Genomic DNA, 19823 nt, shown 5'->3' with positions numbered 1-19823 from the left:
GACCTACGAGATGAGCAAGGCGGTAGCCAAAAGGCTGGCGGCCTATCTCAAGGAGATGGGCGTCGACCAAGGTGTACTCGAGGCGATGAAGAGCACGCCCGCCAGCGAGATCCACCAGATCAGCCTCGACGACATGCTGGCGATGAAATTGGTGACCGGCCCGGACACTGCGGACCTGTTGACCTCCGCCAGCCCGTGCGGGCCGGATCGATCGGCCGCGAACTGCCGTGAGGTACCTGGGAATAAGCCGGATACTGGCCAGACCGCGGAAGCCAAGCCCACTCCGCCACCGGCGGAACTCGAGAGTGTGCCGCGGAATGGGGACATGCGCTTTATCGTGGTGCGCGGCAGCAACCCGCTCTGCAATCCTGATTGTCCGGAATGGATCTCTGCAGAAGGCGCGATTACGCCCCAGACCCCGCCGAAGCTGAGCCAGCTGCTCGCCACGCTTGGTGACCGGCGGCTGCCTGTGGTGATCAACTCGCGGGGAGGCGACCTGATCAGCGCCCTCGCAACGGGACGACTTATCCATGAAAGGAAGCTCGATACCGCCGTTGCCCGCACCGATTTTGTTGGCTGCGACCCGGCCGAATGGAATTGCCTGGCTGAAGATGGCGCCTATGCAGGGCTGACCACCGACGTGGGGGTCGAGTGCGATTCGGCCTGCGCCCTCATGCTTGCCGGCGGCGTCAGACGCCTCGTCGGCCCACAGGCGCAGCTTAGCCTTTATCTCATGGGCCAGAAAAAGGTGGTCAAGGCCTACCTCGAGGAGATGGCGATTGGTCCCGAGTTGTACAGGGTGGTCGCACAACGCTCGGACGAGCGTCAACTCGATCCTGACTTGATGCTGAAGGCGGGACTGACAACGGCACGGCAATCGGTGGACGCGCTGACTGGCGCGACGATCTGCGACGCGACACCGAGACCTGGGAACTGTCGTGTAATGCCATCATCCAATACGCGGGCCGAGGCTCCGGCGAACTTGTAGGTGTTTGCACGCAAACCACCCTTTACAGGGCGCGCGGAAGCTTTTAGGAAGCGCCTGCTGCGCCGTCATGCGCACGATACGGGCATAGCTCAGTTGGTAGAGCGGCGGTCTCCAAAACCGCAGGTCGTAGGTTCGAGCCCTGCTGCCCGTGCCATTTCTCGGAATGGCGAGTTGAATAAACACCCCTTTTGCAACCCGCCCTTTGAAAACCGGCAAGCCGCTTGCCATATTAGGGCGGTTGGGGCATAAGGGCGCGATAGCCGGGACGGGACGACTGGATGGTTCCGAGGCGGCGTTTGGTCATAAAGCGGACACTTGCCACTTGCGTGGATCAAGAATCGGTTTTATGTAGACGAAACAGACACGCGACGCGTGGAGCTGGGAAGCCGGCTTTACGCGTCTGATTTGCATGGGCGAAATGATCGCGCCGATTCGGTGCGAACGTGAGCTCAGGCGGCACGTCCCGGCCAGCGGGATCATCCAGGAGACCCGGCCAACGGGTCTTGAAGACAGAGCGGCATATGGCTTCGAAAACCACAAATCCTTTCGTCTTTCTCCAGCAGGTTCGCACGGAGACCGCCAAGGTCACCTGGCCGTCGCGCCGCGAAACGATGATCTCGACGGTGATGGTCCTGGCCTTCGCTGTGATTGCGATGATCTTTTTCTTCACCGCCGATCAGCTCATGGGCCTTGCGGTCGAACAGATTCTGGGCATCGGACGCTAAGTCCGGCGATTACGGAGAAGTCTTGAAATGACCGCGCGCTGGTACATCGTCCACGCCTATTCGAACTTTGAAAAGAAGGTCGCCGAGGACATCGTCAACAAGGCCAAGCAGAAGGGCCTGTCGGCGGATATCGAGCAGATCGTGGTGCCGACCGAGAAGGTCGTCGAGGTTCGTCGCGGCCGCAAGGTCGATGCCGAGCGCAAGTTCTTTCCAGGCTATGTGCTGCTGAAGGCCAACCTGACCGATGCCGTGTTCTCGCTTGTGAAGAACACGCCGAAGGTCACCGGGTTCCTGGGCGACTCGAAGCCGGTGCCGATCACCGAAGTCGAAGCCCAGCGCATCCTCAACCAGGTGCAGGAAGGCGTCGAGCGGCCGAAGCCCTCGGTCACGTTCGAGATCGGTGAGGCGATCCGTGTGTCGGATGGCCCCTTCGCCTCGTTCAACGGCTTCGTCCAGGAAGTGGACGAGGAGCGGGCGCGGCTCAAGGTGGAAGTGTCGATCTTCGGGCGCGCCGTGCCGGTCGATCTGGAATTTGGTCAGGTCGAGAAGGGCTGATCCGAAATCCCTGATGCAGGGCCGGCGACGCCGGTTCGGCGATCAGGGGAGGCGGCGCGAGGAATTGCGCGGTCTTGAGAACGGTGGGAGGCGAAGGCGGCTTTAGCCGGCCGCGTGACCCGCACCACCAGACTGCAACCGCCGGGTTTTCCCAGTTAGTAGGGCCGGCATGAGAAGAAAGCAGGAAAGAGATGGCTAAGAAAATCGCAGGCCAGCTCAAGCTTCAGGTGAAAGCGGGATCGGCAACGCCGTCTCCCCCGATCGGCCCGGCGCTTGGTCAGCGTGGCATCAACATCATGGAGTTCTGCAAGGCGTTCAACGCGCAGACCCAGGAAATGGAAAAGGGATCGCCGGTTCCGGTCGTCATCACCTATTACCAGGACAAGTCCTTCACCTTCGCCATGAAGACGGCGCCGGTGAGCTATTTCCTGAAGAAGGCGGCGAACCTGACGTCTGGTTCGAAGGAGCCCGGCAAGATCAAGGCCGGTACGGTTTCGCGCGAAAAGGTCCGCGAGATCGCAACCGCCAAGATGAAGGATCTGAACGCGAACGACGTCGAGGCGGCCATGCGCATGGTCGAGGGCTCCGCCCGCTCGATGGGTCTGGAAGTGGTGGGCTGAGATCATGGCAAAGATTGCAAAGCGTGTATCGAAGACCCGCGAAGGCGTTGATCCCAACAAGGCTTATGCCCTGGGCGATGCGCTGCAGCTGCTCAAGCACAGGTCCTCGGTCAAGTTCGACGAGACCATCGAAGTCGCCATGAACCTTGGCGTTGATCCTCGCCATGCCGACCAGATGGTCCGCGGCGTGGTCAATCTGCCGAACGGCACCGGCCGCTCCGTGCGCGTCGCCGTGTTCGCCCGCGGCGACAAGGCTGATGAAGCACGCGCCGCTGGCGCCGACATCGTTGGCGCCGAGGATCTGGTCGACATCGTCCAGAAGGGCACGATCGATTTCGATCGCTGCATCGCCACGCCGGACATGATGCCGCTCGTCGGCCGCCTCGGCAAGGTGCTCGGCCCGCGTGGCATGATGCCGAACCCGAAGGTCGGCACCGTTACCACCGATGTCGCGGCAGCCGTCAAGGCATCCAAGGGTGGCGCGGTCGAGTTCCGCGTCGAGAAGGCCGGCATCGTTCATGCCGGCGTCGGCAAGGTCTCGTTCGATGTCAAGGCATTGGAAGAGAACATCCGCGCCTTCGCCGATGCGGTGACGAAGGCAAAGCCTGCCGGCGCCAAGGGCAACTACGTCAAGAAGGTGTCTGTCACCTCGACGATGGGCCCGGGCCTCAAGCTCGATGTCTCGACGCTCGCGGCGTCCTGATAGGTTTTAGTTCGGATCGGCTGTTGAAGGGCTGATCCATCAAAGAATTCCGGGCCTCCGATTCAGGTTGGCGGCCCGGTACCGGAAGTCGAAAGGCTTCCGGACATCCTGTCCGAGATTGCAGGCGGCCCAACAGCCTTAATTCATGTGGGCCTGCATGAGACGGGTGAAGACCGGACAACGGAGCGACTGCTCCAATGAAAGGTTCGAACCGTGTTTGCCTTTTGTCTGCGCATCTCCGGCTTGGCCGTAGGTGTGGCGAAAGGGGGCAGGATCCTCGAGCGTCGTTCGGGAGATCCGTTACTGGATGGCCCGGCCGACAAAAGGCAACCCGACGCCTGTCCTCGTGAATGGGAATGTTCCCGCTAGCAGGATGGGGGTCAACTGGAGATAGGCAGTGGACAGAGCGGAAAAACGCGAACTCGTCACGGGCCTGAATGGTGCGTTCTCGAACGCAGGTTCAGTGGTCGTGGCCCACTACGCCGGTATCACCGTCGCGCAAATGAACGACCTTCGGTCGAAAATGCGCGCCGCCGGTGGCACCGTCAAAGTCGCGAAGAACCGTCTCGCCAAAATCGCTCTTCAGGGCACGGACTCCGCATCGATCATCGACCTGTTCAAGGGACAGACGCTGATCGCTTATTCGGAGGATCCGATTGCGGCGCCGAAGGTCGCTTCCGATTTCGCCAAGGGAAATGACAAGCTTGTCATTCTCGGCGGCGCGATGGGCACGACCTCGCTCAACGCCGACGGTGTGAAGGCACTCGCCACACTTCCGTCGCTCGACGAGCTGCGCGCCAGGCTGGTTGGCATGATCGCCACGCCGGCAACCCGGATCGCCCAGATCGTCAATGCGCCAGCGGCTTCGGTCGCGCGCGTCATCGGCGCTTACGCCCGGAAGGACGAGGCGGCATGAGGCCGTTCCTCGCTATCACAAACACACGTTCGAACCTTATGAAGGAACATAACAATGGCTGATCTGGCAAAGATCGTAGACGACCTTTCGAAGCTGACCGTCCTCGAGGCGGCCGAGCTGTCGAAGCTTCTGGAAGAAAAGTGGGGCGTTTCCGCCGCTGCTCCGGTCGCTGTCGCCGCTGCTGGCGGTGGTGCTGCCGCGGCTGCTCCGGCCGAGGAAAAGACGGAATTCGACGTCGTCCTCACCGAAGCGGGCGCTCAGAAGATCAACGTCATCAAGGAAGTCCGCGCCATCACCGGTCTTGGCCTCAAGGAAGCCAAGGATCTGGTCGAAGCGGCTCCGAAGCCGGTCAAGGAAGGCGTTTCCAAGGCCGACGCTGACAAGTTCAAGGCCCAGCTGGAAGCAGCCGGCGCCAAGGTCGAACTGAAGTAAGCGTAGAAAGCGGCGGACGGCCTCGCGCCGTCCGCCACTCCCTTCGCGTTGAAGGGAGGACGCGTAGCGCGAGATGTATGAGAACCTCTTTCCTGAGGGCCGCGAAACCGGCCCTCAGGAAACGGGTTTTCTCCCGTTTTAGCCGGCGCCGCCAAGCAATTGGGTAGGGCTGCCGGAGAACAGACAAAGGGCCGCCGCCAAGGTGGCTCGGCATGCAAGACGAGCCGCGGCGAGGCTCGTCCCGAGTTTTGAGCTAAGGAGCGACGATGGCCCAGACACAGACTTTCAATGGCCGCAGACGCGTACGCAAGTTCTTCGGAAAGATCCCGGAAGTTGCGGAGATGCCGAACCTGATCGAGGTTCAGAAGGCATCCTATGACCAGTTCCTGATGGTGGCGGAGCCCAAGGGTGGGCGCCCGGACGAGGGACTGCAAGCAGTTTTCAAGTCGGTTTTCCCGATCCAGGACTTTTCCGGCTCCTCCATGCTGGAGTTCGTGAAGTACGAGTTCGAAGGACCGAAATTCGACGTTGACGAATGCCGTCAGCGCGACCTCACCTATGCGGCGCCCCTGAAGGTGACGCTGCGCCTGATCGTGTTCGATATCGACGAGGATACCGGAGCGAAGTCGATCAAGGACATCAAGGAGCAGGACGTCTACATGGGCGACATGCCGCTCATGACGTTGAACGGCACCTTCATCGTCAACGGCACCGAGCGCGTCATCGTTTCGCAGATGCACCGCTCGCCGGGCGTCTTCTTCGATCACGACAAGGGCAAGTCCCACTCGTCGGGCAAGCTGCTGTTTGCCGCGCGCGTCATCCCGTATCGCGGCTCGTGGCTCGATATCGAGTTCGATTCCAAGGACGTCGTGCACGCCCGCATCGACCGCCGCCGCAAGATTCCGGTGACCTCGCTGCTGATGGCGCTCGGCATGGACGCGGAAGAGATCCTGTCGACCTTCTACAACAAGATCACCTACAAGCGCGCCGGTGATCATTGGCGCATTCCGTTCAACGTCGAGCGTTTCCGCGGTCTCAAGGCCGTCGGCGACCTTGTCGATGCCGATACGGGCGAGATCGTTGTCGAAGCCGGCAAGAAGATCACCGCCCGTCAGGCGCGTGCGCTTGGTGAAAAGGGTCTGAAGGCGATCAAGGCGACCGACGAGGATCTGCTTGGCAACTATCTGGCCGAGGACATCGTCAACTACGCCACCGGCGAGATCTTCCTCGAAGCCGGCGACGAGATCGACGAAAAGACGCTGAAGGTGTTGCTCGGTACGGGCGAGAACGAGATCAAGGTTCTCGACATCGACCACGTCAATGTCGGCGCCTATATCCGCAACACGCTCAACGTCGACAAGAACGAGAGCCGCCAGGACGCGCTGTTCGACATCTATCGTGTCATGCGCCCAGGCGAGCCGCCGACGCTCGAGACCGCCGAAGCCATGTTCAACTCGCTGTTCTTCGACAGCGAGCGCTACGATCTGTCGGCTGTCGGCCGCGTCAAGATGAACATGCGTCTCGAACTCAAGGCCGAGGACACCGTGCGCGTGCTGCGCAAGGACGACATCCTGGCCGTGGTCAAGACGCTGGTCGAACTGCGCGACGGCAAGGGCGAGATCGACGACATCGACAATCTCGGCAACCGCCGCGTGCGTTCCGTCGGTGAGCTGATGGAAAACCAGTACCGCGTCGGCCTGCTTCGCATGGAGCGCGCGATCAAGGAGCGTATGTCCTCGATCGAGATCGACACGGTGATGCCGCAGGACCTGATCAACGCCAAGCCGGCGGCTGCTGCCGTGCGCGAGTTCTTCGGCTCCTCGCAGCTGTCGCAGTTCATGGACCAGACCAACCCGCTGTCGGAAATCACCCACAAGCGTCGCCTTTCGGCGCTTGGACCGGGCGGTCTGACCCGCGAGCGCGCCGGCTTCGAGGTGCGCGACGTGCATCCGACGCATTACGGCCGCATCTGCCCGATCGAGACGCCGGAAGGCCCGAATATCGGCCTGATCAACTCGCTGGCGACCTTCGCGCGCGTCAACAAGTACGGCTTCATCGAAAGCCCGTACCGCAAGATCGTCGATGGCAAGCTGACCAATGACGTCGTCTATCTCTCGGCGATGGAAGAGGCCAAGCACCATGTCGCGCAGGCCAATGCCGAGCTCGACAAGAACGGTGGTTTCGTCGACGAATTCGTCATTTGCCGCAGTGCCGGCGAAGTGATGATGGCGCCGCGCGAAAACGTCGATCTGATGGACGTGTCGCCCAAGCAGATGGTGTCGGTGGCCGCGGCCCTGATCCCGTTCCTCGAGAACGACGACGCCAACCGCGCGCTGATGGGCTCGAACATGCAGCGTCAGGCCGTGCCGCTGGTGCGCGCCGAAGCGCCGTTCGTCGGCACCGGCATGGAGCCGATCGTTGCCCGTGACTCGGGCGCCGCCATCGGCGCCCGCCGCGGCGGCATCGTCGACCAGGTGGACGCGACGCGTATCGTCATTCGCGCCACCGAGGATCTCGATCCGGGCAAGTCCGGCGTCGACATCTACCGGTTGATGAAGTTCCAGCGTTCGAACCAGAACACCTGCATCAACCAGCGTCCGCTGGTGCGCATGGGCGACCGGGTCAACAAGGGTGACATCATTGCCGACGGTCCGTCGACGGAGCTCGGCGATCTGGCGCTCGGCCGCAACGTGCTGGTCGCGTTCATGCCGTGGAATGGCTACAACTACGAGGACTCGATCCTCCTCTCCGAGCGCATCGTCGCCGACGACGTCTTCACCTCGATCCACATCGAGGAGTTCGAGGTCATGGCCCGCGACACCAAGCTCGGACCGGAGGAAATCACGCGCGATATCCCGAACGTTTCGGAAGAAGCGCTGAAGAACCTCGACGAAGCCGGCATCGTCTATATCGGCGCGGAAGTGCAGCCGGGCGACATCCTGGTCGGCAAGATCACGCCGAAGGGCGAAAGCCCGATGACGCCGGAAGAGAAGCTTCTGCGCGCCATCTTCGGCGAAAAGGCTTCCGACGTGCGCGATACCTCGATGCGCATGCCTCCGGGCACATTCGGCACCGTCGTCGAGGTGCGCGTGTTCAATCGCCACGGTGTGGAGAAGGACGAGCGCGCCATGGCGATCGAGCGCGAGGAGATCGAACGCCTCGCCAAGGACCGTGACGACGAGCAGGCCATCCTGGACCGCAACGTCTACGCGCGTCTTTCCGACGTGCTCGTCGGCAAGGAAGCGATCGCCGGACCGAAGGGCTTCAAGAAGGGCTCGACGCTGTCCAAGGATACGCTCGACGAGTATCCGCGTTCGCAGTGGTGGCAGTTTGCCGTGGAGAACGAAAAGCTCCAGAGCGAACTGGAAGCTCTGCGAGGCCAGTACGACGACTCCAAGAAGGCGCTTGAACAGCGCTTCATGGACAAGGTCGAAAAGGTGCAGCGCGGCGACGAAATGCCTCCGGGCGTCATGAAGATGGTCAAGGTCTTCGTGGCCGTGAAGCGCAAGATGCAGCCGGGCGACAAGATGGCCGGCCGTCACGGCAACAAGGGTGTCGTGTCGCGGATCGTTCCGGTCGAGGACATGCCATTCCTCGAGGACGGCACGCATGCCGATATCGTGCTCAACCCGCTGGGTGTGCCGAGCCGCATGAATGTCGGCCAGATCCTGGAAACGCATCTGGGCTGGGCCTGCGCCGGAATGGGCAAGAAGATCGGCGAGCTGATCGACACCTATAAGGCCGCTGGCGACATCAAGCCGCTGCGCAAGACGCTGGAGAGCTTCATTCCGGCCAACGACCGCAACGAGCCGGTCCGCGACTATGACGACGAGAGCATCGTTCGCCTCAGCGAACAGATGCGCCGCGGCGTCTCTATCGCGACGCCGGTGTTCGACGGCGCGCACGAGGCTGACATCAACATCATGCTGGAGCAGGCGGGCCTGCACACCAGCGGTCAGTCGCAGCTCTATGACGGACGCACCGGCGAGCCGTTCGATCGCAAGGTGACGATGGGCTACATATATATGCTCAAGCTTCACCACCTCGTGGACGACAAGATCCACGCGCGTTCGATCGGTCCGTACTCGCTCGTTACCCAGCAGCCGCTGGGCGGCAAGGCGCAGTTCGGTGGCCAGCGCTTCGGCGAAATGGAGGTCTGGGCCCTGGAGGCCTATGGCGCCGCCTACACGCTGCAGGAAATGCTGACGGTGAAGTCGGACGACGTTGCCGGCCGCACCAAGGTCTACGAGGCGATCGTCAGAGGCGACGACACGTTCGAGGCAGGCATCCCGGAGAGCTTCAACGTGCTCGTCAAGGAAATGCGGTCGCTGGGTCTCAATGTCGAGCTGGAGAACACCAAGCTTGATGACAACCCGGTCCGGTTGCCGGACGCGGCCGAGTAGGGCGCCGAACAATCAAGACGTCCGGTCGCGGGAAATCGCGACCGGATGCACCAAATTCTTCGGCCGGTGGCCGACACAAGACGGCGGGCGTTTGGCCCGCGACTAGATGCAAGGGGTTTTCGAGGACCCCGATAAGGAGAACGGCATGAACCAAGAGGTCATGAATCTCTTCAATCCGCAGGCGCCTGCGCAGGTGTTCGATTCCATCCGGATATCGCTTGCCAGCCCTGAGAAGATTCTGTCCTGGTCTTTCGGCGAGATCAAGAAGCCGGAGACCATCAACTACCGCACCTTCAAGCCGGAGCGTGACGGTCTGTTCTGCGCGCGCATTTTTGGCCCGATCAAGGACTATGAGTGCCTGTGCGGCAAGTACAAGCGCATGAAGTACAAGGGCGTTATCTGCGAGAAGTGCGGCGTCGAAGTCACGCTGTCGCGCGTTCGCCGCGAGCGCATGGGCCATATCGAGCTCGCAGCGCCGGTCGCCCATATCTGGTTCCTGAAGTCGCTGCCGTCGCGCATCGGCACGCTGCTCGACATGACCCTCAAGGACATCGAGCGGGTTCTGTACTTCGAGAACTACATCGTCACCGAGCCTGGCCTCACCGCGCTGAAGGAGCACCAGCTCCTGAGCGAGGAGGAGTACATGATCGCCGTCGACGAGTATGGCGAGGATAGTTTCACCGCCATGATCGGCGCCGAGGCGATCCATGACCTGCTGGCCGGAATGGATCTGGAAAAGATCGCCGGCGATCTGCGCACGGAGCTGGCATCGACCACGTCCGAGCTCAAGCAGAAGAAGTATCTGAAGCGGCTCAAGGTCGTCGAGAACTTCATGGAATCGGGCAATCGTCCGGAATGGATGATCATGAAGGTCGTCCCGGTGATCCCGCCGGACCTGCGCCCGCTCGTCCCGCTGGACGGCGGCCGCTTTGCCACGTCAGATCTGAACGACCTCTATCGCCGCGTCATCAACCGCAACAACCGTCTGAAGCGGCTGATCGAACTGCGCGCTCCCGGCATCATCGTGCGCAATGAAAAGCGCATGCTGCAGGAAGCCGTCGATGCGCTGTTCGACAATGGCCGTCGCGGCCGCGTCATCACGGGTGCCAACAAGCGTCCGCTGAAGTCGCTGTCCGACATGCTCAAGGGCAAGCAGGGCCGGTTCCGCCAGAACCTGCTCGGCAAGCGCGTCGACTATTCCGGCCGCTCGGTCATCGTCACCGGTCCGGAGCTCAAGCTGCACCAGTGCGGCCTGCCGAAGAAGATGGCGCTCGAGCTGTTCAAGCCCTTCATCTATGCCCGTCTTGACGCCAAGGGTTACTCCTCGACCGTCAAGCAGGCCAAGAAGCTGGTCGAGAAGGAGCGTCCGGAGGTCTGGGATATCCTCGACGAGGTCATCCGCGAGCATCCGGTGCTGTTGAACCGCGCGCCGACGCTGCACCGCCTCGGCATCCAGGCGTTCGAGCCGATCCTGATCGAAGGCAAGGCGATCCAGCTGCACCCGCTGGTTTGCACCGCCTTCAACGCCGACTTCGACGGCGATCAGATGGCTGTCCACGTGCCTCTGTCGCTGGAAGCGCAGCTTGAAGCCCGCGTGCTGATGATGTCGACCAACAACATCCTGCACCCGGCTTCCGGCGCGCCGATCATCGTGCCGTCGCAGGACATGGTTCTCGGTCTCTACTATCTCTCGATCGTCAACCAGAACGAGCCGGGCGAGGGCATGGTGTTTGCCGACATGGGCGAACTCCAGCACGCGCTCGAGACCAAGGCGGTGACGCTGCACTCCAAGATCCGCGGTCGTTTCCGCACGGTCGATGCCGAAGGCAAGGTCGTGTCGAAGATCCATGACACCACGCCTGGCCGCATGATCATCGGCGAGCTTCTGCCCAAGAACGTCAATGTGCCCTACGAGACCGCCAACCAGGAGATGACCAAGAAGAACATCTCCAAGATGATCGACACCGTCTACCGCCACTGCGGTCAGAAGGAGACGGTCATTTTCTGCGATCGCATCATGGCTCTCGGCTTCAGCCACGCCTGCCGCGCCGGCATTTCGTTCGGCAAGGACGACATGCTGATCCCGGACGCCAAGATCAAGCTGGTGTCCGACACCGAGGCCTTGGCCAAGGAATACGAGCAGCAGTACAATGACGGCCTGATCACGCAGGGCGAGAAGTACAACAAGGTCGTCGACGCCTGGGCCAAGTGCTCGGAAAAGGTTGCCGACGAAATGATGGCCCGCATCAAGGCGGTCGAGTTCGAGGACAATGGCCGTCAGAAGCCGATGAACTCGATCTACATGATGTCGCACTCCGGTGCGCGTGGCTCGCCCACCCAGATGCGCCAGCTCGCCGGCATGCGCGGCCTGATGGCCAAGCCGTCGGGTGAAATCATCGAGACGCCGATCATCTCGAACTTCAAGGAAGGCCTTACCGTGCTCGAGTACTTCAACTCGACCCACGGCGCCCGCAAGGGTCTGGCCGACACCGCCTTGAAGACGGCGAACTCGGGTTACCTCACCCGTCGTCTGGTCGACGTGGCGCAGGACTGCATTGTCAACTCCGTCGACTGCGGCACCGACAAGGGCCTCACCATGCAGCCGATCGTCGATGCCGGTCAGGTCGTCGCTTCGGTCGGCCAGCGCGTGCTGGGCCGTACCTCGCTCGACGACATCACCCATCCGGTGACGGGCGATGTCTTGGTCAAGGCCGGAACGCTGATGGACGAGCGTGACGTGGAACAGATCGAAAAGGCCGGCGTCCAGTCGGTCCGCATTCGCTCGGCACTGACATGCGAAGTCAGGATTGGCGTCTGCGCGGTCTGCTACGGACGCGATCTGGCCCGCGGCACCCCGGTCAACCAGGGTGAAGCCGTCGGCGTCATCGCGGCGCAGTCGATCGGCGAACCGGGCACCCAGCTCACCATGCGTACCTTCCACATGGGCGGTACGGCGCAGGTCGTCGACTCCTCGTTCCTTGAAGCCTCCTATGAGGGCAAGGTCGAGATCCGCAACCGCAACGTGGTGCGCAACTCCGACGGCCAGCAGATGGTCATGGGCCGCAACATGGCGGTTCTGATCCTCGACGAAGCCGGCAAGGAGCGTGCCTCGCACCGCCTGACCTATGGTTCGCGCATCTTCGTGGACGATGGTGACAAGGTGAAGCGCGGCCAGCGTATCGCCGAGTGGGATCCTTATACCCGCCCGGTCCTCACTGAAATCGAGGGCAGGGTGTCGTACGAGGATCTGGTCGACGGCATCTCCGTGCAGGAAACCGCCGACGAGTCGACCGGCATCACCAAGCGTGAGGTCATCGACTGGCGCTCGACGCCGCGCGGCAACGACCTGAAGCCGGCGATCGCGATCCAGGACGCCAAGGGCAAGGTCGGCAAACTGTCGAAGGGTGGCGATGCCCGCTTCCTGCTCTCGGTCGAGGCCATTTTGTCGGTCGAGCCCGGTTCGCAGGTCCGTCCCGGCGACGTGCTGGCGCGTATCCCGATGGAAAGCGCCAAGACCAAGGACATCACCGGCGGTCTGCCGCGTGTGGCCGAACTGTTCGAGGCACGCCGTCCGAAGGATCACGCCATCATCGCCGAGATCGATGGCACGATCCGCTTCGGCCGCGATTACAAGAACAAGCGTCGCATCATCATCGAGCCGCATGACTCGACGCTTGAGCCGGTCGAATACCTGATCCCGAAGGGCAAGCCGTTCCATCTCCAGGACGGCGACGTCATCGAGAAGGGCGACTACATCCTCGACGGCAATCCGGCGCCGCACGACATCCTGGCGATCAAGGGCGTGGAGGCACTTGCTTCCTACCTCGTCAACGAAATCCAGGAAGTCTATCGTCTGCAGGGCGTGTCGATCAACGACAAGCACATCGAGGTGATCGTTCGCCAGATGCTGCAGAAGGTCGAGATCACGGTGCAGGGCGACTCGACCTACATTCCGGGCGATCATGTCGACGTGATCGAACTGGAAGAGGTCAACGATCGCCTGGTCGAGGACGGCAAGAAGCCGGCCGAAGGCCTGCCGGTGCTGCTCGGCATCACCAAGGCATCGCTGCAGACGCCGTCCTTCATCTCGGCCGCCTCCTTCCAGGAGACGACCAGGGTGCTGACCGAAGCCGCGGTTGCCGGCAAGACCGACATGCTGCAGGGCCTGAAGGAGAACGTCATCGTCGGCCGGTTGATCCCGGCCGGTACGGGCGGCACGATGAGCCAGATCCGGCGCATCGCGACCTCGCGCGACGAACTGATCATCGACGAGCGCCGCAAGGCCTCCGGTGTGGAAGTCGCCGAGCCGATGCTGGCCAATATGACCACCCCCGCGGAGTAAACGCGGCGGGCACAAGAAGTTGGAAAGGGGCCCAAGCGGCCCCTTTTCGCGTTTTGGCCCCTCAAATGGACCGAGGAGAAATCGATGAACAAGACGACATGGGCTGCCGTCGACGACTATATCGTCGACGCCCTGTTTGACGCGGATCCTGTCCTCGAAGCCGTCATGGCTGCCAATCACGATCAGGGATTGCCGGCCATCGACGTTTCGCCAGCGCAAGGCAAACTGCTCTCGCTGCTTGTGCGCATCCGGGGCGCGAAGCGGGTCCTCGAAGTCGGTACGCTGGGCGGATATTCGACGATATGGATGGCGCGGGCATTGCCTGCCGACGGCAAGATCGTGACGCTTGAACTCGATCCGCATCATGCAAGCGTCGCGCGTTCGAATTTCGAGAGGTCGGGCGTTTCCGAGCGCGTGGAACTGCGGGTCGGGCCTGCGCTTCAGTCACTATCGGCTCTCGGTGCCGAGAATGCCGCGCCGTTCGATCTCATTTTCATCGACGCCGACAAGCCGAACAATCCGAACTACCTGGCCTGGGCCATGCGGCTGTCCCGGCCGGGGACAGTCATCGTCTGCGACAACGTCATCCGTGAAGGTGCGGTGCTCGATGAGGATGGCCATGACGCCAATGTGGAAGGCGCACGCGCTGCGTTCTCGTTCATCGGCGGCGACAAGCGGCTAGACGGCACGGCTATCCAGATGGTCGGTGCGAAAGGTTATGATGGCTTTGCGATTGCCATCGTCGAGTAACAGCACATCGTGATTATCGGACGACCCAGGTCGTGCTCACTTGTCATCGGCTTTTCCTCCGGAGGGAAAGGAAGGGAGCATTGCTTGACGGAGCGTTGACGGCAAAAAGCTTGGCGCCTTTCCTCTACCCCGTCGATCGGGGGAGAGGTGGCTCGGCGTAGCCGAGACGGAGTGGGGGTCGACCTGGCACGAGTCCGCATTCAAGCCAGGTCGGCAATCTCCGAGCGTACAAGACTCAATCGAAAAACGCCTCGACCACGTTGCGCTTTCCAAGCATGAAAGCGTCGGCCACATGCTGAAGCGGAGCGAGATCGACATCCGAGGCGCCGGCACGCACGATCTCGGCGAAGCGCCTGTAGAGCTGGGGATATTCCGCTTCCGGTTCGTCATGGACGACCTTGCCGTCGATGGCGAGCTTCGAGCCGCCGCCGGAAAGCACCATGGCGCCCTTGTCCGTCTCGGCCAGGATGTCCCAGCTTTGCGGGCCGGTCTGCAGCCAGTCGAGTTCCATCGTCACCGGCAATCCGTTCGAGGTGCGGAAGACGACATGCGCCGCGACCGGCGAGGCGCGATTTTCGGGGAAGTCGAGAACGGCCGAGGTGATGAACAGTGCCGGCAGGATGTGGGTCACAATCGACAGCGCGTTGATGCCGGGATCGAAGACACCAAAGCCGCCCGGCGCCCAAATCCATTCCTGGTTAGGGTGCCAGCGACGCACATCTTCCTTCCAGATGACGGCGGCGGAACGGATGCGGGCGGTCTCCAGAAACGCCCGTGCGGCCTCGACCGCCGGAGCATAGCGCGAGTGCCAGCTGGCAAACAGCGAGACGCCGTTCTTCGCGGCCAATGTCTTCAGGTCCTCGACCTCGCTGACCGTGGCGCCCGGCGGCTTCTCCAGGAAGACGTGCTTTTTCGCCTCCAGTGCCGTGCGCGCGGCGTCATAGCGGAATTGCGGCGGCATGCACAGCGAGACGGCTTCGAGCTCTGGAACTGAGTCGAGCATCGCTTCGATAGTCGGGAAGTTCGGGATGCCGTCGACCTTGCCATGCCGGCTGGCGGCAGCGATCAGGCGGTAATCCTGATCCTTCGCTAGGGCCGGCAGATGCTGGTCGCGCACGATCTTGCCGACGCCGACGATGCCTATGTTGATGGGCTGGGACACGGTCGCTCCGTCTGTTGAGGGGTGATGGGCGTTTCTACCAGAAGGCCGGTCCCGGGCAAGTCGAGGTCCGATGGGCGGCGATTCGGACGGCGGAGTATCGCCTGGCCTCAGATCGGCACGTCGAAGGTCACGATCGACACTTCGCCTTCGAGTGCGCCTTGGAAGGCGGACAGATGCGGCTCATCGTCGGGCACGCCGTCCATGTCGCCGATCTGGTCGAGCTCGGCTTCGGCGTAACCTTCCGCGGCAAGCGATTCGAGCACGCGGCGCACCGCCGAATCGTCGTCGGGGGCAACCAGCATCACATGAACGCCCTCCGGCTTGCCGCCTTTCTTCTTCCACACCCGTCCGGTCACGATGGTGACCGGACGCTCCTCATTGTCGTTCACGGGCCGATTCCTCTTGGCAGATTGTGGGCGGGCGAGGGGATTGCGACTGCTCATGCCGCCTTTTCGCATGAAGCAGGGCCTTGCGACAGCATCAAGCCATTCACTTTGCCAAAAAGCTCGGCACTTTCTTCAGCGCCATTGCAAAATAGCGAAAGAAAATTACATGCGGTTTTCGCATGGCTGCCAAGCCCCGGCTTCAATGCAATATTTGCCGCGCCGGGGTTGACGCTTCGCGGCCTTGCTAGTAGAAGCCGGCCAGTCAGAACCGATGTGAGGCTCTCCCTTCCGAAGCGACACGCTTTGGAGTTTGCCTCAAACAGGGTTCGTTTTACGAGCGAAAAGACATTTCCGGCGTGCACGAAGCGGCTTCCGCTTCCTCTGCCATTTGTTCGGGCAAGACCGCGAGGCGCGGTTTGTGGCCCGAATTTGCGCATGGAAATGGCGCTTTGAGCGGCCCTGACAGGGCGAGACACGGAATTGAGAGACAAGAGGGTTTAATGCCTACCGTCAACCAGCTGATCCGCAAGCCGCGCATTGCGCCGGTGAAGCGCAACAAGGTCCCGGCCATGCAGCAGAACCCGCAGAAGCGGGGCGTCTGCACGCGCGTCTATACAACGACGCCGAAGAAGCCGAACTCTGCGCTGCGCAAGGTGGCCAAGATCCGCCTGACCAATGGTTTTGAAGTGATCGGGTACATCCCCGGCGAAGGCCACAACCTTCAGGAACACTCCGTGGTCATGATCCGCGGCGGCCGCGTCAAGGATCTTCCGGGCGTGCGTTACCACATCATTCGCGGCGTGCTCGACACGCAGGGCGTGAAGAACCGCAAGCAGCGCCGTTCGAAGTACGGCGCCAAGCGTCCTAAGTAAGATTTTCCGGCTCTGGCGCTGCTTGAATGCGTCGGGCTACGAGATTGAGAGACAAAAGCCATGTCGCGTCGTCACAGTGCAGAAAAGCGTGAGATCAATCCGGACCCGAAGTTCGGCGATCTGATCGTCACCAAGTTCATGAACGCCGTCATGTATGACGGCAAGAAGTCGGTTGCCGAGACCATCGTCTACGGTGCGCTCGACCAGGTCCAGTCGAAGACCAAGCAGGAGCCGGTCACGGTCTTCCATCAGGCGCTCGACAATGTCGCGCCGCATGTGGAAGTGCGTTCGCGCCGCGTTGGCGGCGCCACCTACCAGGTTCCGGTCGACGTACGCCCCGAGCGCCGCCAGGCTTTGGCCATTCGCTGGCTGATCGCCGCCGCCCGCAACCGCAACGAGACCACCATGGTCGACCGCCTCTCCGGCGAGCTGATGGACGCGGCCAACAACCGCGGCACCGCCGTCAAGAAGCGTGAAGACACCCACAAGATGGCTGAAGCCAACCGCGCTTTCGCGCACTACCGCTGGTAAAGCGCGAACGAGACTGAGAGGCAGCTACGATGGCCCGCGAATACAAAATCGAAGACTACCGCAATTTCGGTATCATGGCGCATATTGACGCCGGCAAGACGACGACCACCGAGCGCGTCCTCTATTACACGGGCAAGTCGCACAAGATCGGCGAAGTCCACGACGGCGCTGCCACCATGGATTGGATGGAGCAGGAGCAGGAACGCGGCATCACCATCACGTCCGCCGCGACCACGACCTTCTGGAAGGGTCGCAGCGGCAAGATGTACCGCTTCAACATCATCGACACCCCCGGACACGTCGACTTCACCATCGAGGTCGAACGTTCGCTGCGCGTGCTCGACGGCGCCATCGCGCTGCTCGATGCCAATGCCGGTGTCGAGCCGCAGACGGAAACCGTCTGGCGCCAGGCCGACAAGTACCGCGTGCCGCGCATGATCTTCTGTAACAAGATGGACAAGATCGGCGCCGACTTTTACCGCTCGGTCGAGATGATCGGTTCGCGCCTCGGTGCGCATGCCGTCGTCATGCAGCTGCCGATCGGCGCCGAGACCGAATTCAAGGGCGTCGTCGACCTCGTCGAGATGAATGCGCTGGTCTGGCGCGACGAGACGCTGGGCGCTGCCTGGGACATCGTCGAGATCCCGGCCGACCTTCAGGCCCGTGCCGAGGAATACCGCGAGAAGATGATCGAGGCCGCCGTCGAGATGGACGAGACGGCGCTTGAGAATTACCTCGAAGGCAAGATGCCTTCGAACGACGAGATCCGCGCGCTGATCCGCAAGGGCACCATCGCGGTCAAGTTCTATCCGATGTTCTGCGGCTCGGCCTTCAAGAACAAGGGCGTGCAGCCGCTGCTCGACGCCGTCGTCGAATATCTGCCGTCGCCGGCCGATGTTCCCGCCATCAAGGGCGTCGATGCCAAGACCGATGCCGAGATCGAGCGTCACGCCGACGACAACGAGCCGCTGTCGATGCTGGCGTTCAAGATCATGAACGATCCGTTCGTTGGTTCGCTGACCTTCGCCCGCATCTACTCCGGCAAGCTGACCAAGGGCATCTCTGTCGACAACACCGTCAAGGGCAAGAAGGAGCGCATCGGCCGCATGCTGCAGATGCATGCGAACTCGCGCGCCGACGTCGAAGAGGCTTTTGCTGGCGACATCGTCGCTCTTGCCGGCCTCAAGGACACGACCACTGGCGATACGCTGAGCGATCCGCTGCACCCGGTCATCCTCGAGCGCATGGAATTCCCCGATCCGGTCATCCAGATCGCGATCGAGCCGAAGACCAAGAACGACCAGGAAAAGATGGGCCTCGCCCTTCACCGCCTGGCAGCCGAGGATCCGTCCTTCCGCGTCAAGACCGACGAGGAAAGCGGCCAGACCATTATTTCGGGCATGGGCGAGCTTCACCTCGACATCATCGTCGACCGCATGCGTCGCGAGTTCAAGGTCGAGGCCAATGTCGGTGCTCCGCAGGTGGCCTATCGCGAGACGATCACCCGCCGGCACGAGCAGGATTACACGCACAAGAAGCAGACTGGCGGTACCGGTCAGTTCGCTCGCGTCAAGATCGTCTTCGAGCCGAATCCGGACAGCAGCGAATTCGAGTTCGACACCAAGATCGTCGGCGGCGCGGTGCCGAAGGAATACATCCCCGGCGTCGAAAAGGGCATCAACAGCGTCATGACCTCGGGTCCGTTCGCGGGCTTCCCGATGATCGGCGTCAAGGCAACCCTCATCGACGGCGCCTACCACGACGTTGACTCCAGCGTTCTGGCCTTCGAAATCGCCGGCCGCGCCTGCTTCCGTGAGGCCGCTCCCAAGCTTGGCGTGCAGTTGCTCGAGCCGATCATGAAGGTCGAGGTGGTGACGCCGGAAGACTACGTCGGCAGCGTCATCGGCGATCTGAATGGTCGTCGTGGCCAGATCCAGGGCCAGGAATCGCGCGGTGTGGCCGTCGTCATCAACGCGATGGTGCCGCTCGCCAACATGTTCAAGTACGTCGACAATCTGCGCTCGATGAGCCAGGGCCGCGCGGCCTACACGATGCAGTTCGACCATTATGAGCCTGTGCCGACCGCGGTCGCCCAGGAAGTTCAGAAGAAATACGCGTAACCTGACCGGTTGCAGCAGTAACTTAATTCAAGGCCCGCACGGGCGAGCAGGATTGGAGACATCACATGGCAAAAGGTAAATTCGAGCGTAACAAGCCTCATGTGAACATCGGCACGATTGGCCACGTCGATCATGGCAAGACGTCGCTGACGGCGGCGATCACGAAGTATTTTGGCGAATACAAGCGCTATGACCAGATCGATGCGGCGCCTGAAGAGAAGGCACGCGGCATCACGATCTCGACGGCGCATGTCGAATACGAGACGGCCAACCGTCACTATGCCCACGTCGACTGCCCCGGCCACGCCGACTATGTGA

The 19823-nt window shown here is 61.9% G+C and carries 15 protein-coding genes, 1 tRNA gene and 1 pseudogene; 15 read left to right on the top strand and 2 right to left on the bottom strand.

Going from position 1 to position 19823, the window contains the following annotated elements; genetic code table 11:
• The 11 genes and pseudogenes from WC739_RS16910 to WC739_RS16860 all read left to right on the top strand — a co-directional run.
• A pseudogene (locus WC739_RS16910) lies at window positions 1–988 on the top strand (hypothetical protein); the annotation flags it as partial.
• A gap of 78 nt (window positions 989–1066) precedes the next feature.
• Window positions 1067–1142, top strand: a tRNA-Trp gene (locus WC739_RS16905).
• 367 nt (window positions 1143–1509) lie between these two features.
• Entirely contained in the window at window positions 1510–1713 is a 204-nt protein-coding gene (gene secE, locus WC739_RS16900; RefSeq protein ID WP_372954172.1) for a preprotein translocase subunit SecE, read from the top strand.
• 27 nt (window positions 1714–1740) lie between these two features.
• The gene (gene nusG / locus WC739_RS16895; protein WP_372954171.1) at window positions 1741–2268 is read left to right on the top strand and encodes a transcription termination/antitermination protein NusG; all 528 of its coding nucleotides are present in this window, start codon (window positions 1741–1743) and stop codon (window positions 2266–2268) included.
• A gap of 191 nt (window positions 2269–2459) precedes the next feature.
• Entirely contained in the window at window positions 2460–2888 is a 429-nt protein-coding gene (gene rplK / locus WC739_RS16890; RefSeq protein WP_372954170.1) for a 50S ribosomal protein L11, read from the top strand.
• Between the two features lie 4 nt (window positions 2889–2892).
• The gene (gene rplA, locus WC739_RS16885; RefSeq protein ID WP_372954169.1) at window positions 2893–3591 is read left to right on the top strand and encodes a 50S ribosomal protein L1; all 699 of its coding nucleotides are present in this window, start codon (window positions 2893–2895) and stop codon (window positions 3589–3591) included.
• 397 nt (window positions 3592–3988) lie between these two features.
• Window positions 3989–4507: a 50S ribosomal protein L10 gene (gene rplJ / locus WC739_RS16880; RefSeq protein WP_095089664.1), complete on the top strand. Its 519-nt coding sequence runs from the start codon at window positions 3989–3991 to the stop codon at window positions 4505–4507.
• A 54-nt stretch (window positions 4508–4561) separates the two neighbouring features.
• Window positions 4562–4939 (top strand): 50S ribosomal protein L7/L12, encoded by a 378-nt coding sequence (gene rplL, locus WC739_RS16875; protein ID WP_224664212.1) that lies wholly within the window; start codon window positions 4562–4564, stop codon window positions 4937–4939.
• A 266-nt stretch (window positions 4940–5205) separates the two neighbouring features.
• Complete coding sequence (gene rpoB, locus WC739_RS16870) at window positions 5206–9342, top strand: DNA-directed RNA polymerase subunit beta (protein WP_372954168.1); 4137 nt, start codon at window positions 5206–5208, stop codon at window positions 9340–9342.
• Window positions 9343–9487: 145 nt separating this feature from the next.
• A complete protein-coding gene (gene rpoC, locus WC739_RS16865) occupies window positions 9488–13684 on the top strand; it encodes a DNA-directed RNA polymerase subunit beta' (protein ID WP_372954167.1) in 4197 nt (1398 codons plus the stop codon).
• An 84-nt stretch (window positions 13685–13768) separates the two neighbouring features.
• On the top strand, window positions 13769–14434 hold the full coding sequence (locus tag WC739_RS16860) for an O-methyltransferase (protein ID WP_372954166.1): 666 nt from the start codon (window positions 13769–13771) through the stop codon (window positions 14432–14434).
• A 235-nt stretch (window positions 14435–14669) separates the two neighbouring features.
• Here the strand turns inward: WC739_RS16860 and WC739_RS16855 are convergent, their stop codons facing one another.
• Entirely contained in the window at window positions 14670–15596 is a 927-nt protein-coding gene (locus WC739_RS16855) for a Gfo/Idh/MocA family protein (RefSeq protein ID WP_372954165.1), read from the bottom strand.
• A gap of 107 nt (window positions 15597–15703) precedes the next feature.
• Window positions 15704–15985, bottom strand: a complete 282-nt coding sequence (locus tag WC739_RS16850) for a transcriptional regulator (protein ID WP_372954164.1) — start codon at window positions 15983–15985, stop codon at window positions 15704–15706.
• Window positions 15986–16482: 497 nt separating this feature from the next.
• On the opposite strand from WC739_RS16850, the gene rpsL reads away from it, so the two are divergent.
• The 4 genes from rpsL to WC739_RS16830 form a co-directional block, all read left to right on the top strand.
• A complete protein-coding gene (rpsL, locus tag WC739_RS16845; RefSeq protein WP_006333356.1) occupies window positions 16483–16854 on the top strand; it encodes a 30S ribosomal protein S12 in 372 nt (123 codons plus the stop codon).
• 60 nt (window positions 16855–16914) lie between these two features.
• Complete coding sequence (gene rpsG, locus WC739_RS16840; RefSeq protein WP_008875664.1) at window positions 16915–17385, top strand: 30S ribosomal protein S7; 471 nt, start codon at window positions 16915–16917, stop codon at window positions 17383–17385.
• Window positions 17386–17414: 29 nt separating this feature from the next.
• The gene (gene fusA, locus WC739_RS16835) at window positions 17415–19505 is read left to right on the top strand and encodes an elongation factor G (RefSeq protein WP_372954163.1); all 2091 of its coding nucleotides are present in this window, start codon (window positions 17415–17417) and stop codon (window positions 19503–19505) included.
• Between the two features lie 65 nt (window positions 19506–19570).
• Window positions 19571–19823 (top strand): GTP-binding protein (locus WC739_RS16830; RefSeq protein ID WP_372954162.1); only part of this gene is annotated, 253 nt, incomplete at its 3' end.

This window comes from Mesorhizobium sp., assembly GCF_041661565.1.
Taxonomy (GTDB): Bacteria; Pseudomonadota; Alphaproteobacteria; order Rhizobiales; family Rhizobiaceae; genus Mesorhizobium.
The sequence above is the reverse complement of the archived record's forward strand: the minus strand, read 5'-3'. Positions and strand labels throughout refer to the sequence as shown.

Bases quoted from the DNA above. Each gene is read 5' to 3' on its own strand.
- rplK (WP_372954170.1), top strand. From the start codon at position 2,460: ATGGCTAAGAAAATCGCAGGCCAGCTCAAGCTTCAGGTGAAAGCGGGA.
- rpoC (WP_372954167.1), top strand. From the start codon at position 9,488: ATGAACCAAGAGGTCATGAATCTCTTCAATCCGCAGGCGCCTGCGCAG.
- rplL (WP_224664212.1), top strand. From the start codon at position 4,562: ATGGCTGATCTGGCAAAGATCGTAGACGACCTTTCGAAGCTGACCGTC.
- WC739_RS16860 (WP_372954166.1), top strand. From the start codon at position 13,769: ATGAACAAGACGACATGGGCTGCCGTCGACGACTATATCGTCGACGCC.
- nusG (WP_372954171.1), top strand. From the start codon at position 1,741: ATGACCGCGCGCTGGTACATCGTCCACGCCTATTCGAACTTTGAAAAG.
- secE (WP_372954172.1), top strand. From the start codon at position 1,510: ATGGCTTCGAAAACCACAAATCCTTTCGTCTTTCTCCAGCAGGTTCGC.
- rpoB (WP_372954168.1), top strand. From the start codon at position 5,206: ATGGCCCAGACACAGACTTTCAATGGCCGCAGACGCGTACGCAAGTTC.
- rpsG (WP_008875664.1), top strand. From the start codon at position 16,915: ATGTCGCGTCGTCACAGTGCAGAAAAGCGTGAGATCAATCCGGACCCG.
- fusA (WP_372954163.1), top strand. From the start codon at position 17,415: ATGGCCCGCGAATACAAAATCGAAGACTACCGCAATTTCGGTATCATG.
- rpsL (WP_006333356.1), top strand. From the start codon at position 16,483: ATGCCTACCGTCAACCAGCTGATCCGCAAGCCGCGCATTGCGCCGGTG.
- rplA (WP_372954169.1), top strand. From the start codon at position 2,893: ATGGCAAAGATTGCAAAGCGTGTATCGAAGACCCGCGAAGGCGTTGAT.